Raw genomic sequence first — 14885 nt, forward strand, 5'->3', positions numbered from 1 at the left:
CAGGGCCCGGCCGGGCCTTCCGGCCACCATGGCCCGGGCGGCTCCGCGCCCCGGTCGCCGTGGGGGTCGTCAACCGGCGAGCCGGCGTTCCAGCAGCCGCACGGTCTCCTCCTCCGGCAGGGCCGCCGCCAGCAGGCTCTCGGTGATCCGCTCGTACCGGTCCACGTCGGTGGCGGTGGTCAGCCGGACATCCGTGGTCAGCGCCTCCAGCATCACCGTGCGCGGGTCCGCCGGGTCGGGAAAGGAATAGCAGGAGAACGGGGTGAGCGGCAGCGGACCCCGACCCGCCCCGGTCGACAGCAGTCGGATCGTCACGTGCGGCAGGGCGGCCAGTTCCAGCAGGTGCCGCACCTGGTCGCGCCAGACCTCCACCGGGTCGTCGCCCGGTTCGCAGGCCAGTTCGGTGATCAGCGCCGTGTAGCGGGGCGGCTCGACACGGCGGAGCACCGCGTGCCGCGCGGCCCGGGCCCGCAGGTCGGCCTCCACATCCACGGTCGGGTCGATCAGCTGACCGGCGACGATGCGCAGCCGGGCGTACGCCGGGGTCTGCAGCAGGCCCGGCACGATCGCCGGCTGGTACTCGACGATGCCCGCCGCGCCGGCTTCGAGTTCGGCGTACGTGCGCTGCCGCTCGCTCATCTCCCCCAACGACCTCCACCACCCACGGCTGGTCGCCGCGTCCCGGGCGATGACGATCAGGGCGTCCCGCTGCATCGACGGCACCTCGTAGACGTCGAGCAGGTCGAGCACGTCCGCCAGATCAGGCCGGCTCTGCCCCAACTCGATGCGGGACAGCTTGGAGGTGGACGCCCACCCGAGCCGCTCACACACCTGTTCCAGCGTCAGCGACTCCCGCCGGCGTAGCTGACGCAATTCGGCGCCCAGTCGCGCACGTCGAATGACCGGACTCGTTGGCAACGGCATCCCTGCCTCCCCACCGAGGGAGAGTACGCACGGCGATCACTTAGCGCAATAGGACGCTCGCATTCCGCTATTCTCCCACCGTAGGAAGTGGACGGTCCGCCCGGCGGGATCCGCCCGGGCCGGTCGAGCCGTCACCCGGGACACCCCGCCCGGCCCTACCGCACCCCGGCGGCGTCCATCCCACGCAGCTCCTTCTTCAGCTCGCCGATCTCGTCGCGGATCCGCGCCGCCAGCTCGAACTGCAGCTCCCGCGCGGCCGCCAGCATCTGGTCGTTGAGTTCCTGGATGAGCTGCGCCAGCTCGGCTCGCGCCATGCCCTCCCTGGCCGGCGCGCCCGCCCCGGGGCGGACCCGACTACGCGTCTCCTTCACCGGCGCCTTGCCCCGCGACAACTGCCGCACCGCACCGCCGACCCGCGTGGCCTCGGTGTCCTCCGCCTCACGGTAGATGTCGTCGAGGATGTCGTGGATCTTCTTGCGCAGCGGCTCGGGGCTGATGCCGTGCGCCTCGTTGTGCGCGATCTGCTTGGCCCGCCGCCGGTTCGTCTCCTCGATCGCGTCCGCCATCGACGGCGTGATCTTGTCGGCGTACATGTGCACCTGACCGGAGACGTTACGGGCCGCCCGGCCGATGGTCTGGATCAACGACCGGCCGCTGCGCAGGAAGCCTTCCTTGTCCGCGTCCAGGATCGCCACCAACGACACCTCGGGCAGGTCGAGACCCTCCCGCAGCAGGTTGATGCCGACCAGCACGTCGTAGTCGCCCCGGCGCAACTCCCGCAACAGCTCCACCCGGCGCAGCGTGTCCACCTCGGAGTGCAGGTAGCGCACCCGGATGCCGTTCTCCAGGAGGTAGTCCGACAGATCCTCGGCCATCTTCTTGGTCAGGGTGGTGACCAGCACCCGCTCGTCGCGCTCGGTACGCAGCTTGATCTCGTGCATCAGGTCGTCGATCTGCCCCCTGGTGGGCTTGACCACCACCTCCGGGTCGACCAGACCGGTCGGGCGGATCACCTGCTCCACGAACTCGCCCTGGGCGTGCTCCAGTTCCCACGGGCCGGGGGTCGCCGACAGGAAGACCATCTGGCCGACCCGGTCCAGGAACTCGTCGAACCGCAGCGGGCGGTTGTCGGCCGCGCTGGGCAACCGGAACCCGTGGTCGATCAGCATCCGCTTACGGGAGGCGTCGCCCTCGTACATGCCGCCGATCTGGGGAATCGTCACGTGCGACTCGTCGATCACGGTGAGGAAGTCGTCGGGAAAGTAGTCGAGCAGGCAGTGCGGCGGGCTGCCGGGCAGCCGGCCGTCGATGTGCATCGAGTAGTTCTCGATGCCCGAGCAGAAGCCCACCTGCCGCATCATCTCGATGTCGTAGGTGGTGCGCATCCGCAGCCGCTGCGCCTCCAGCAGCTTGCCCTGCCGCTCCAGCTCGGCCAGCCGCTCGCCCAGCTCGGTCTCGATGTCGCGGACCGCCCGTTCCATCCGCTCCGGCCCGGCCGCGTAGTGCGTCGCCGGGAAGATCAGCAGATGGTCCACCTCCCGCACCACGTCACCGGTCAACGGGTTGAGGTAGTAGAGCTTCTCCACCTCGTCACCGAAGAGCTCGATGCGCACGGCGAGTTCCTCGTACGCCGGAATGATCTCCAGTGTGTCGCCGCGGACCCGGAAGGTGCCGCGCTGGAAGGCCATGTCGTTGCGGGTGTACTGGATGTCGACCAACCGGCGCAGCAGTTGGTCACGGTCGAGTTCCTGGCCGACGGCCACCCGCACCGCGCGGTCGAGGTACTCCTCCGGGGTGCCCAGTCCGTAGATCGCCGAGACGGTCGCGACCACCACCACGTCGCGGCGGGTGAGCAGCGACATCGTCGCCGAGTGCCGCAGCCGCTCGACCTCCTCGTTGATCGAGGAATCCTTCTCGATGTAGGTGTCGGTCTGCGGAATGTACGCCTCGGGCTGGTAGTAGTCGTAGTAGGAGACGAAGTATTCCACCGCGTTGTCCGGCAGCAGCTCGCTGAACTCCTTCGCCAGCTGCGCGCAGAGGGTCTTGTTGGGTGCCAGCACCAGGGTGGGCCGCTGGAGGCGCTCGACGAGCCAGGCGGTGGTGGCGCTCTTGCCGGTGCCCGTGGCACCGAGCAGCACCGTGTGCCGGTCACCGCGGCGAACCCGCCGCTCAAGATCGTCGATCGCCGCCGGCTGGTCGCCGGCCGGCTGAAAGTCGCTGACGACCTGGAAGCGGCCGTCGAGCCGGGGTATGTCGAGCGCCATGAGACCAACGGTACGCCGGGGCACCGACAGTGAACCCGTTTCCACCTCCCGGGCGGCCCGACGGACCACGAGGTCGGCGGCGGCGAACCCGGATCCGTTGCTCCACCCGTCGGCAGGGAACCGGCCCGCGACGACTACGTGCGGCACTTGATCGGCTTCGATATTCGCATTGTGTGGTTCTTCTCACCCGGCTACGCTTTTCCCGTAGGCCGCTCGCGGCGGCCGACCGGGCCGGTGGCGGGCCGCACAGGCCACGCCGCCCCCGGCACCGAGGGTCGCAGCACCCGGCATGCCTGGCGTGCGCACCGGACGTGGTCGCGCCGAGGGCGCAGACCGGCCGCCGCGAGCGCCCCTGCTCGTCACCCCGGCACGGTCCCGCCCGTTCATCCTCCCGTGGAGAACAGCTCACGACCGGCACCCGAGACCCGTCGGCGTCGCGCGGCCGGCCGCCGCCACCGCGCCGGCATCGTGCCACCGGCCGCGCTCAACCTGACCGTCGCCGAGCCGGCCGCCCGGCGACCCGAGGCACGGCCGGGCGTCCGGCGGGCCGTGGTACCCGGCGGGCTGCTCGACCTGGCCGCCGGCAACCGGGCCGAGGAGGAGGATCTGGCCGTGACGGCCACCGCAGCGGACGACCCGCGGCGCACGGCCAACCGCCGGCGACGGCTCACCCTCGCGGGGCTGGCCCTCACCGCGGTGCTCTCCGCCGTGATGCTGGTGGCCACCCTGGTCAACTGGGCACCCGACGGGCCGCCGCCCCGGGATCTGACGGCGGCCGAACGGGAACGCCTGGCCGCCATGCGGGTGACCAACTACCGCGACCTGCGGGCCGGGCTGCGGGTCACCGCCGGCGACGGCGCGACCCGCACGGACCTCCTCGGCTGGGTCGACTGGGCCCGCGGGCTGGCCTACCTCGACGTGGGTGGACCCGGCGCGGGCCCGCTGCGCGGACTGGCCCAGGCCACCCCCACCGCACTGGTGATCAGGCCCGACCCGACGGCCGTACCGACACCCGCCATGCCACCACTGGTGCCTCCGGCCGACGGCTGGCGGCTGCCCACCGACCGTGGCCTCGACCCGCTGCTCGGGCTGATCTTCACACTGGCCGCCGACCGGCCCGAGCCGGTGGACGGCTGGACCGGCCGCTGGGTGGGCCGGGAGCACCTCAACGGCGAGACCGTCGACGTCCTGGAGGTGTCGACCCCGGCCCCGGACGCCTTCACGAACCGCACCCCCGATGCCGCCGCCTCCGATGGCCGTGCCCCGGCCCGCTACTGGCTGGATGCGGCCGGCCGGCTGCACCGGGTCCAGGCCGACCTCGCCGGGATCGGGCCGGTGACGGTGGCCCTGAACCGGGCCGACCGGCCGACGCTGCGGCCGGTCGAGGCGCTCGGCGGTCGCCCCGGCCTGCCCCGCGCCCTGACCGCCGCGGAACGGGACCGCTGGCGTCGGCTGCCGGCCCGCCTGCGGGCCGCCGGTGGCGCGACCGTCACCCTGACCGGTCCCGTCTCCGCCGCCACCAACCTGCGCGGCGGCGGCTGGCTGAGCTGGACGTCGGGTACCGCGTACCTCGGCATCACCGACCTGGACGCGGAGGGCCGGCGCACCCTGGTACGCCACCACGGCGGCAAGGTCACCCGGATCGACGACGCCGCGACGGCCGGCGGGTCGACGCGTCCGCCACTGCCGCCACCGGCCACCGGCTGGCGGGCCGGGCCACACCGCACGGAGGCCCTGCAACCGCTGGTGGACGCCGCGCTACGGGCGGGCCGGACCGGCCCCCAGGGCAGCGCACGCCGGGTACGTGGCGACAGCCTCGCCGGTGCCACGGTCGACGTGGTGCAGGTCGACACCGCTCGGGGGCCGCGGCGCTACTGGGTCGACCGGAACGGAATGCTGCGCCGGGTGGAGCTGCCGACCCGGGCCGGCGTCTGGGCGCAGCTCGACCTCGACCCGGGCCGGGTGCCGCGGTTGACACCGCCGCCCGCGAAACGCTGACCGGGGCGCACCGTTCCGCTCCGACGCCCGCGGTCTCAGGGGCGCCAACCGGTACGCGCCGCCCACTCCTCCGCCCGCAGGTGCTCCTCGTCGAACCACGGGTCCTTCGCCGTGGCGTACGAGCCGCTGTCCGGCGCGGACGCCGCCAGCTCCCGCTTGAGCACCAGGTACGCGGCCCGCTGGTCGGGGTCGGCCCGCAGGTGGTCGCGCATCAGCAGGGCGTACCGCCAGCCGGGTGAGTCGGCCACCCGCACGTGCAGGTGAACCGGGCGGGCCGGATCGGCGCTGCCGTGCAGCCGCTTCTCCCACCGGCGGCTGCCGGCCGGTCGGGGACTGTCCCACCACTCGCCGGGCAGCCGGGGAAAGCCGGCCTCGGCCAGCCGCTCGACCAGCATGCCGTCCGCCTCGGCGAGCGACGGCACGCTGAGCTGGATGTCGATGATGTCCTTGGCGGCCAGACCGGCGACGGCGGTCGAGCCGATGTGATCGATGCGCAGGTCGGCGGGGGCGATGGCGTGCCGGATCCGGGCCGCCAGCCGGGCGTACTGCTGGGGCCAGGTGGGGTCGGGCGCGGCCAGGCTGACCCGCTCCACCTGAACCGCCCGCCGGTCTCGCACGTTGGCCTCGAAGGGCACCAGCCGGTCGCGCCAGAGGGCGTCGACCACCGCGTGCAGTTGATCGAGAGTGCCCTCGTTGGTCAGCAGCACGTCCGCCACCGCCGCCCGGCGGGCGTCGTCGGCCTGGGCGGCGATCCGGCGCTGGGCCTCCGCCCGGTCCATCCCCCGGTCGCGGGCCAGCCGCGTCAGGCGGGTCTCCACGGCCGTCTGCACCACGACCACCAGGTGGTACGCGGGCGCCAGCCCCACCTCGGCCAGCAGCGGGACGTCGTTGACCACCACGGCGTCCGGCGGCGCGGCCGCGGACAGTTCGGCGGTACGGGCCCGGACCCGGCCGTGGACGATCGCCTCCAGCCTGCGCCGGGCCGACTCGTCGGTGAAGACCAGATCACCCAGGGCGGCCCGGTCCAGAGCCCCGTCGGCGTCCAGCACCCGGTCGGAGAAGGCGGCGACGACCTCGGCGAGGCCCTCGGTGCCGGGCGCCACCACCTCCCGCGCGAGTTGGTCGGCGTCGATCAGCACCGCGCCGCGCTCGACCAGCCGGCGCGCCACCGCGCTCTTGCCCGAACCGATCCCGCCGGTCAACCCCACCCTCAGCACGGCACCCAGTCAACCCGATCATGCCCTTCCCGCCAACCCACCCCGCTCCCCCACCCCCGCCCCACCCGCCCACCCGGCGTCGATCATGAGGTTGACGGCAGTTGTTGATCTTCAAAGTGCCGCCAACCTCATGATCAACGGGATGAGTGGGGTGGGAGGGGGTGATGGCGGAGGGCCCCGCCTCGACCCGGAGTACCGGGGTCGGGGCGGGGCCCTCCGTTGTCAGCGACGGCGCGGCGTCACGCGCCGACGTGGTCGGGTCACTTGCCGCCGGCGAGCTTCTCCCGCAGCGCGGCGAGCGCCTCGTCGGTGGCCAGCGTGCCCGCCGGCTCCTCGGCCTGCCGGCTGGGCGCCGCGCTGGTCGAGGTGGTGGTGCCGCCGGTGGGCGCCGGCTGCGGGTTGGCAGCGGCCTCGGCCTCGGCGGCCCGGGAGGTCTGCACCTGCTTCTGGTGCGCCTCCCAGCGCTGCCGCGCCTCGGCGTACTGCGTCTCCCACGTCTCGCGCTGCTTCTCGTACCCCTCGAGCCACTCGCCCGTCTCCGGGTCGAAGCCCTCCGGGTAGATGTAGTTGCCCTCGTTGTCGTAGGTCGCGGCCATGCCGTAGAGGGTCGGGTCGAAGTGCTCCTCGCCCTCGACGAAGCCCTCGTTGGCCTGCTTGAGCGACAGCGAGATCCGGCGGCGCTCCAGGTCGATGTCGATGACCTTGACCATGACCTCGGAGCCGACCTGGACGACCTGCTCGGGGATCTCCACGTGACGCTCGGCCAGCTCGGAGATGTGGACCAGACCCTCGATGCCGTCGTCCACCCGGACGAAGGCGCCGAACGGCACCAGCTTGGTGACCTTACCCGGCACGATCTGCTGGATCGCGTGGGTCCGGGCGAACTGACGCCACGGGTCCTCCTGGGTCGCCTTCAGCGACAGCGAGACCCGCTCGCGGTCCAGGTCGACGTCCAGGACCTCGACCTCGACCTCCTGGCCCACCTCGACGACCTCGGACGGGTGGTCGATGTGCTTCCAGGACAGCTCGGAGACGTGCACCAGACCGTCCACGCCGCCCAGGTCGACGAAGGCGCCGAAGTTGACGATCGAGGAGACGACGCCCTTGCGGACCTGCCCCTTCTGGAGCTTGTTGAGGAACTCGGTACGCACCTCGGACTGCGTCTGCTCCAGCCAGGCCCGGCGGGACAGCACCACGTTGTTGCGGTTCTTGTCCAGCTCGATGATCTTGGCTTCGAGCTCGCGGCCGACGTACGGCTGCAGGTCACGCACGCGCCGCATCTCGACCAGGGAGGCCGGCAGGAAGCCGCGCAGCCCGATGTCGAGGATGAGGCCACCCTTGACCACCTCGATGACCGAGCCGCGGACGACGCCGTCCTCGTCCTTGATCTTCTCGATCGTGCCCCAGGCCCGCTCGTACTGTGCCCGCTTCTTCGAGAGGATCAGCCGACCCTCCTTGTCCTCCTTCTGAAGGACAAGGGCCTCGATGTGGTCGCCCACCGAGACGACCTCTGCCGGGTCCACGTCGTGCTTGATCGACAACTCACGAGAGGGGATGACACCCTCGGTCTTGTAGCCGATGTCGAGCAGGACCTCGTCCCGATCGACCTTGACGACGGTGCCTTCGACAATGTCGCCGTCGTTGAAGTACTTGATGGTCTCGTCGATCGCGGCGAGGAAAGCCTCCTCAGAGCCGAGATCGTCGACGGTGACCTTGGTGGCGCTCGAGGGGGCCTCGATGCTGCTCGTCATGTGGGCGGTTGCTCCGGTCGGATGGTGTGTCACAGCAGGCTGGTGTCGCGGTGACCTGTGTGCGCCAACGGATCCGCCGGCGGGCCCACCCGGAAATCGCTGAACGACATCGTGATGTGACTCCGTCGACCGCGCACCTGCTCCCTGCCGAGGCACACGATCCGCGAGCGCATCGTCTACCCTACCTGCTGCATTACCACAGCGTGCAAGCCCTCCCGTCTCCTCATCGGCGCACCAGCCGCGAAAGCGGAGATTTCGACCAGCGCGCCCGATGGCGGAGCGGGCCGCCGCCCGCCGTGCCGGAGTGAAGGCCTAGCGTGGCCTGGTGACCGACGACGACCGGGTGACCCGGCGCCGGGTCGACGAGGCCGAGGCCCGCGACGCCAACCGACGCTGGTGGGACGCCGACGCCGACGCGTACCAGGCGGAACACGGCAGCTTCCTGGGCGACGTGGACTTCGTCTGGTGCCCGGAGGGCCTGCGCGAGGCCGACGCCCGGCTGCTCGGCGACGTGACCGGGCGGTGGGTGCTGGAGGTCGGCTGCGGGGCGGCGTCCTGCTCCCGCTGGCTGGCCACCCAGGGTGCCCGCCCGGTCGCGGTGGACCTGTCCGCCGGCATGTTGCGGCACGCGGCGCAGGCCAGCGCCCGCAGTGGGGTACGCGTCCCGCTGGCCCAGGCCGACGCGCTGGCGCTGCCCTTCGCCGACGAGACCTTCGACACCGCCTGCACGGCGTTCGGCGCGGTGCCGTTCGTCGAGGACTCGGCGGCGCTGATGCGCCAGGTGCACCGGGTGCTACGACCCGGCGGCCGGTGGGTGTTCTCGGTAACCCACCCGATGCGCTGGATCTTCCTGGACGACCCCGGCGAGGGCGGACTGACCGCCGTGCACTCGTACTTCGACACCCGGCCCTACGTGGAGCAGGACGAGCACGGCCGGGCCAGCTACGTCGAGCAGCACCGCACCCTCGGCGACCGGGTACGCGAACTGGTCGGTGCCGGCTTCCGGCTGCTGGACCTGGTGGAACCGGAGTGGCCCGAGGGACACGAGGGGGTCTGGGGGCAGTGGAGCCCGCTGCGCGGCCGGCTCTTCCCCGGCACCGCCATCTTCGTGGCTGAGAAACAGGCCCACTGAGCGGCACCACACTCGTGGTGCGACCCGGACCCCGCCAGCGGCAGTACCCTCAGGTCATGAGCGCCGAGCCCATCCCGACATCACCTGGCCCCTGGTGTCCGGACCCGATGCGGCAGCAGCGTGCCGACTACACGCTGGAGGACCTGCTCGCCCTGCCGGACGACGCCCCCCGCGTCGAACTCGTCGACGGAGTCATCCACGTGACACCCTCCCCCACCCTGGGCCATCAGGACATTTCCAGCCTGGTGTGGCTGTGGCTCCGCGCCCACGCGCCGGCCCACCTGCGCGCCGCCCAGGCGGTCGGCGTCGGGCTCAGCCACAACACCAGCCGGCAACCGGACGTGCTGCTGTGCCACGCGGCACTGCCGTCCGACCGGTCCCGACTGCGGCCGGCGGACGTCGTCCTGGCCGTCGAGGTCGTCTCGCCGGGCACCCGCCGGGTCGACCGGTTCGCCAAACCAGGCGAGTACGCCGCCGCCGGCATCCCCTTCTACTGGCGCATCGAGCAGGACCCGGTACACCTGTACGCGTACCGCCTCGGTGACCGGATCGGGCCGGGCGGGGAGCGACAGTACGAACTCGTCGCCGACAGCGCGGAGCTGGTCGAGCTGACCGAGCCGTTCGACATCAAGCTGGCGATCAGCGAAATCACCCACTAGGGCCCGACTGGCGCCACCGACAGGTCCACTTGAGTTCACCCGCGTTCCCTAGCGTCCGGTTCCATGAGAGAGATCACCACCAGGCGCCTGGGTCGGGTCCTCGCCGGCGCCGGCGTCCTCGTCCTCACCCTCAGCCTGAGCGGCACCGCGTCCCTCGCCGGCGCTCCGAAGGTCGCCACGCCGACGCTGACCGGCTTCGCGTCGCTGCCCGCCGCCAGCTTCGTACCGGGCAGTGAACCCTCCGGCAGCCTCATCACCGGCAACACCAACGGCTACGCCACCCCCTTCGCCGACCAGCCCATCCAGGGCTTCTCCGGTATCGCCGACAACGGCGACGGCACCTTCGACGTGCTGTCCGACAACGGCTACGGCAACCAGGCGAACTCGGCCGACTTCCTGCTGCGCATCCACCGGCTCGCCCCGGTGTTCGCCACCGGCACGGTCGACGTGGTCGGCGGCATCAACCTCACCGACCCCGCCGGGCACGTCCCGTGGCAGCTGACCCGCGCCGACCGGGTGCTCACCGGCGCCGACTTCGACGTCGAGTCGATCGTCAAGGCGGCGGACGGCACCTACTGGATCGGTGACGAGTTCGGTCCGTACCTGCTGCACTTCGACCGGGCGGGCCGGCTGCTGCGGGCACCGGTCCCGCTTGACGGCGTGGTCGCACCGGAAACCGCCGCGCGCACCGGCGTCCCCGCCACCCTCGCCAGCAGCCGGGGCTTCGAGGGCCTGGTCGCCTCCCCCGACGGCCGCCACCTCTACGCGATGCTGGAGGGCACCGTCCAGGGCGACACCCCGGGCGACCTGCGGCTCAACGAGTTCGACCTGCGGACCGGCCGCTACACCGGCAAGCGCCACACCTACCGGCTGGAGGCGCCGAACCTCGCCATCGGTGACGCGATCGCGATAGACCGGCACCGCTTCCTGATCATCGAGCGGGACGGCGGCCAGGGCCCCACCGCCGTGATCAAGCGGCTCTACGTAGCCGACACCCGCGACCGGGACAAGGACGGCCTGCTGGACAAGACGCTGCTGGTCGACCTGATGAACGTCGCCAACCCGAAGCGGTTGGGTGGCTTCGACACCACCTTCACGTTCCCGTTCCAGACCATCGAGAACGTGGTGATCCTGGACAAAAAGCGGGTCGCGGTGCTCAACGACAACAACTTCCCGTTCTCCACCGGCCGCGCCCCCGGCGTGGCCGAGGACAACGAGTGGATCGTCATCACGCTGCCCCGCTCGCTCGACCCCGACCCGCGCATCCTCCGCTAGGCCGCGACCGGCCCGCCCCCGGTGACCCCGTGGGCGGGCCAGCGCGTTTTCACCGGTCCGGCCCGGGTACCCGGTCGGCATGGCCGACGAGGAGTTCCGCCGGGGCGACCACGTCTCCTGGGCCAGCCACAGCGGCCGGGCCCACGGCGTGGTCAAGGAGAAGCTGACCGAACGGACCCACGTACGCGGACACGCCGTCAACGCCTCACCGGAACAGCCGCAGTACCGCATCCGCAACGACGACTCGGGCCGGGACGTCGCCCACCGCCCGGAGGTGCTGCGCCGTGAGCCGTCGTGACGACCCCGACCAGACCTACCGGGAGTTCACCGAGGCGGTGAACATGAAGCCCGGCGAGCTGTCCAAGTGGCTGGAGACCGACGAGTCCAAGCACGTCGGCTGGCGTCGCAAGGGCAGCGGCGGCGGCGAGACGGTGGGCCACGAGTCCGGCCGGAGGATCATCGACCTGCTCCGCCGCAAGCGCGGCCAGCTCTCCGAGGCCGACTACAAGCACATGCGCAAGGTCGTCGGGTACGTCCGACGGCACATGGCCCAGCGCCCCAGCGGCGACGTGCGCGACACCCGGTGGCGGTACTCGCTGATGAACTGGGGCCACGACCCGGTCAAGGCCCCGCTGCCACCGCCCGGCGGCCCCTCCCGCAAGGCCCTCGACCGACACGGCACCCCACCGAAGTCCCGCCGAGGCCCCGGCCGCTGAGACCTGCGTTGGACTGCGGCCCACACCAGCAGGCGACAACTTCGGCGAAGTTGCGGTGTCAGCCGACCCGCGAGGCAGCAACGCCCCCGAAACTGCCTGGCATCAGCGCACGATTCGCCCGCAGGACCGTGCCTGACCCGCGTTCCGTGACCACATCCGGATTTCGGGGCAGCCCGGCCCGCGCAGGGATCAAGCCTGACCGCCCGGAGCGGGTCGGGCTGCCCCGAAACCCTCCACGAGAACCGGATTAGTGGTCGGCGCTGTTCCAGTCGCGGCCGTCGCCGACCGAGACCTCCAGCGGCACCGACAGCGGGTACGCCCCGCCCATCTCGCGCCGCACCAGTTCCTCCAGCGCCGCCCGCTCCCCCGGGGCCACCTCGAAGACCAGCTCGTCGTGCACCTGCAACAGCATCCGGGAGCGCAGGCCGGCGTCGCGCAGCGCGGTGTCGACGTGCAGCATGGCGACCTTGATGATGTCCGCCGCGGAACCCTGGATCGGGGCGTTGAGCGCCATCCGCTCGGCCATCTCCCGCCGCTGCCGGTTGTCGCTGACCAGGTCGGGCAGGTATCGCCGGCGGCCGAGGATGGTGGAGGTGTAGCCGTCCTGCCGGGCCCGGGCGACCACCTCGTGCAGGTAGTCACGCACGCCGCCGAAGCCGGCGAAGTAGTTCTCCATCAACCCGCGCGCCTCCTCGGCGCTGATGCCGAGCTGCTGGGACAGGCCGAAGGCGCTCAGCCCGTACGCCAGGCCGTAGTTCATCGCCTTGATCTTGCGGCGCTGGTCCGGGGTGACCTCGGCCAGCGGCACCGTGAAGACCGACGACGCGGTGGCGGCGTGGAAGTCGGCACCGGAGTTGAATGCCTCGATCAACGCGTCGTCGGCCGACAGGTGCGCCATGATCCGCATCTCGATCTGGCTGTAGTCGGCGGTGAGGAGGCATTCGTAGCCCTCCCCCACCACGAAGGCGCGGCGGATCCGCCGCCCCTCCTCGGTGCGGATGGGGATGTTCTGCAGGTTCGGCTCGGTGGAGGAGAGCCGACCGGTGGCGGCCACCGTCTGGTTGAAGGTGGTGTGGATGCGCCCGTCGTCGGAGACCGACTTCAGCAGCCCGTCCACCGTCGACTTCAACTTCGCCACATCGCGGTGGCGCAGCAGGTGAGCCAGCACCGGATGCGGATTCTGCGCGTAGAGCCACTGCAACGCGTCGGCGTCGGTGGTGTAGCCCGTCTTGATCCGCTTGGTCTTGGGCAGGTTCAGCTCACCGAAGAGGATCTCCTGCAACTGCTTCGGCGAGCCCAGGTTGAACTCCCGCCCCACCGCCTCGTACGCGCCCTGCGCGGCGGCCTTCACCTCGGCGGCGAAGTGCGCCTCCAGTTCGGTCAGGTAGTCGGTGTCCGCGGCGATGCCGGTGCGCTCCATCTGCGCCAACACCCGCATCAGCGGCAGCTCCACCCCGGCCATCAGCCGGGCCGACTGCTCCCCGTCGCGGGACAGCTCCGCGTCGATCGCGTCGGCCAGGTCGAGGGTGGCCCGGGCCTGGAGCATGAGGTTCTGCTCCGCCTCACCGTCGCCGCCGAGCCCGTCGAGGGTCAACTGGCCGGTCTCCGGGGCGTCCACCCGCAACTCCCGGTGCAGGTAGCGCAGCGCCAGGTCGGTCAGGTCGTAGGAGCGCTGGTCGGGGCGGGCCAGGTAGGCGGCGATCTGGGTGTCGCGGGCGATGCCGGCCAGCACCCAACCGTGGGCGGCGAAGGCGAGCACCGCGGGCTTGCTGTCGTGCAGCACCTTCGGCCGGGTCTCGTCGGCCAGCCACGCCGCCAGCGCCGCCTCGTCGCCGGCCTCCAGTTGCACCGGGTCGAACCAGGCCGCCGCGCCGTCGGCGGTGGCCAGGGCCATCCCCGTGACACTGGCGGTGTGGCGACGGTTCGGACCGGTGTCGAGCTTGACCGCGACGCCGACACCGGTGCCGGCCGGAGCGTGCGTCTCCAGCCAGCCCGCCAGGGCGCCGGGCGCGGCCAGCACCTCGCCGGCCAGGTCGAAGCCCGACTCGGCCTCCGGCTCGACCGCCTCCAGGTACTGGTAGAGCCGGTCCCGCAGGATGCGGAACTGAAGGGTGTCGAAGACCTGGTGCACCGCCTCCCGGTCCCACCCCTGCCAGCGGGCGTCCTCGGGACGCAGCGGCAGCTCCAGGTCGGAGACCAGGCAGTTGATCTCGTAGTTGCGGATCACGTCGGCGAGCCGCTCGCGGAGGCTGTCGCCCGCCTTGCCCTTGATCTCGTCGGCGCGGGCGATGACACCCTCGACCCCGCCGTACAGGTTGATCCACTTCGCCGCGGTCTTCGGGCCGACCCCGGGAACGCCGGGCAGGTTGTCGCTGGTCTCGCCGACCAGCGCGGCCAGATCACGGTAGCGGTCGGGGGCGACGCCGTACTTCGCCTCGACCGCCGCCGGGTCCATCCGCGCCAGGTCGGAGACGCCCTTGCGTGGATAGAGCACGGTGATCTGCTCGCCGACGAGCTGGAAGGCGTCCCGGTCGCCGGTGCAGATCAGCACCGGCATGCCCTGGTCGCGGGCCTGGCAGGCCAGCGTGGCGATGACGTCGTCGGCCTCGTAGCCCTCCTTCTCCACCACCGGGACCCGCAACGCCGCCAGGACCTCCTTCACCAGGCTGACCTGGCCCTTGAAGTCGGTCGGGGTCTCGCTGCGGCCCGCCTTGTACTCCGCGTACTTCTCGGTGCGGAACGAGCGACGGGAGACGTCGAAGGCGACGACGATGTGGGTCGGCTGCTCGTCGCGCAGCACATTGATCAGCATGGAGGTGAAGCCGTAGACCGCGTTGGTCGGCTGCCCGGTCGTGGTGGAGAAGTTCTCCACCGGCAGGGCGAAGAACGCCCGGTAGGCCAGGGAGTGTCCGTCGACGAGGAGCAGGCGTGGGGTCGTAGCTGTCACGG

Annotated in this window: 11 protein-coding genes; 6 read left to right on the forward strand and 5 right to left on the reverse strand. The window is 71.7% G+C overall.

All coding sequences use genetic code 11. The features are described from left to right. Positions 1-69 precede the first annotated feature (69 nt). Together SM447_RS17895 and uvrB are read right to left on the reverse strand one after the other, a co-directional pair. On the reverse strand, positions 70-924 hold the full coding sequence (locus tag SM447_RS17895) for a helix-turn-helix domain-containing protein (protein ID WP_474573960.1): 855 nt from the start codon (positions 922-924) through the stop codon (positions 70-72). A gap of 155 nt (positions 925-1079) precedes the next feature. Continuing rightward, positions 1080-3188, reverse strand: coding sequence for an excinuclease ABC subunit UvrB (gene uvrB / locus SM447_RS17900; protein ID WP_474573961.1), 2109 nt, complete (start codon positions 3186-3188; stop codon positions 1080-1082). Positions 3189-3581: 393 nt separating this feature from the next. Between uvrB and SM447_RS17905 the strand changes: the two genes are divergently transcribed. Further along, positions 3582-5186 (forward strand): hypothetical protein, encoded by a 1605-nt coding sequence (locus SM447_RS17905; RefSeq protein ID WP_474573962.1) that lies wholly within the window; start codon positions 3582-3584, stop codon positions 5184-5186. Positions 5187-5221: 35 nt separating this feature from the next. On the opposite strand, the gene coaE is transcribed toward SM447_RS17905, so the two are convergent. Continuing rightward, positions 5222-6403, reverse strand: coding sequence for a dephospho-CoA kinase (coaE, locus tag SM447_RS17910; RefSeq protein ID WP_474573963.1), 1182 nt, complete (start codon positions 6401-6403; stop codon positions 5222-5224). A gap of 260 nt (positions 6404-6663) precedes the next feature. Then, complete coding sequence (rpsA, locus tag SM447_RS17915; RefSeq protein ID WP_474573964.1) at positions 6664-8154, reverse strand: 30S ribosomal protein S1; 1491 nt, start codon at positions 8152-8154, stop codon at positions 6664-6666. A gap of 325 nt (positions 8155-8479) precedes the next feature. On the opposite strand from rpsA, the gene SM447_RS17920 reads away from it, so the two are divergent. The 5 genes from SM447_RS17920 to SM447_RS17940 all read left to right on the forward strand — a co-directional run bounded on the left by SM447_RS17920 (position 8480) and on the right by SM447_RS17940 (position 11936). Next, positions 8480-9286, forward strand: coding sequence for a class I SAM-dependent methyltransferase (locus SM447_RS17920; RefSeq protein ID WP_474573965.1), 807 nt, complete (start codon positions 8480-8482; stop codon positions 9284-9286). Positions 9287-9342: 56 nt separating this feature from the next. After that, the gene (locus SM447_RS17925; RefSeq protein WP_474573966.1) at positions 9343-9945 is read left to right on the forward strand and encodes a Uma2 family endonuclease; all 603 of its coding nucleotides are present in this window, start codon (positions 9343-9345) and stop codon (positions 9943-9945) included. 63 nt (positions 9946-10008) lie between these two features. Beyond that, positions 10009-11220, forward strand: a complete 1212-nt coding sequence (locus SM447_RS17930) for an esterase-like activity of phytase family protein (protein WP_474573967.1) — start codon at positions 10009-10011, stop codon at positions 11218-11220. A 79-nt stretch (positions 11221-11299) separates the two neighbouring features. After that, positions 11300-11518 carry a hypervirulence associated TUDOR domain-containing protein gene (locus tag SM447_RS17935; RefSeq protein WP_357585235.1) on the forward strand — a complete coding sequence of 73 codons (219 nt, stop codon included), beginning with the start codon at positions 11300-11302 and terminating at the stop codon, positions 11516-11518. Then, positions 11505-11936 (forward strand): DUF3140 domain-containing protein, encoded by a 432-nt coding sequence (locus SM447_RS17940; RefSeq protein ID WP_474573968.1) that lies wholly within the window; start codon positions 11505-11507, stop codon positions 11934-11936. Before SM447_RS17935 ends, SM447_RS17940 begins: the two co-directional genes overlap by 14 nt. 247 nt (positions 11937-12183) lie before the next feature. Here the strand turns inward: SM447_RS17940 and polA are convergent, their stop codons facing one another. After that, positions 12184-14883, reverse strand: coding sequence for a DNA polymerase I (polA, locus tag SM447_RS17945; RefSeq protein WP_474573969.1), 2700 nt, complete (start codon positions 14881-14883; stop codon positions 12184-12186). Between the last annotated feature and the right edge of the window lie 2 nt (positions 14884-14885).

The sequence above is a fragment of the Micromonospora aridisoli genome, assembly GCF_056150025.1.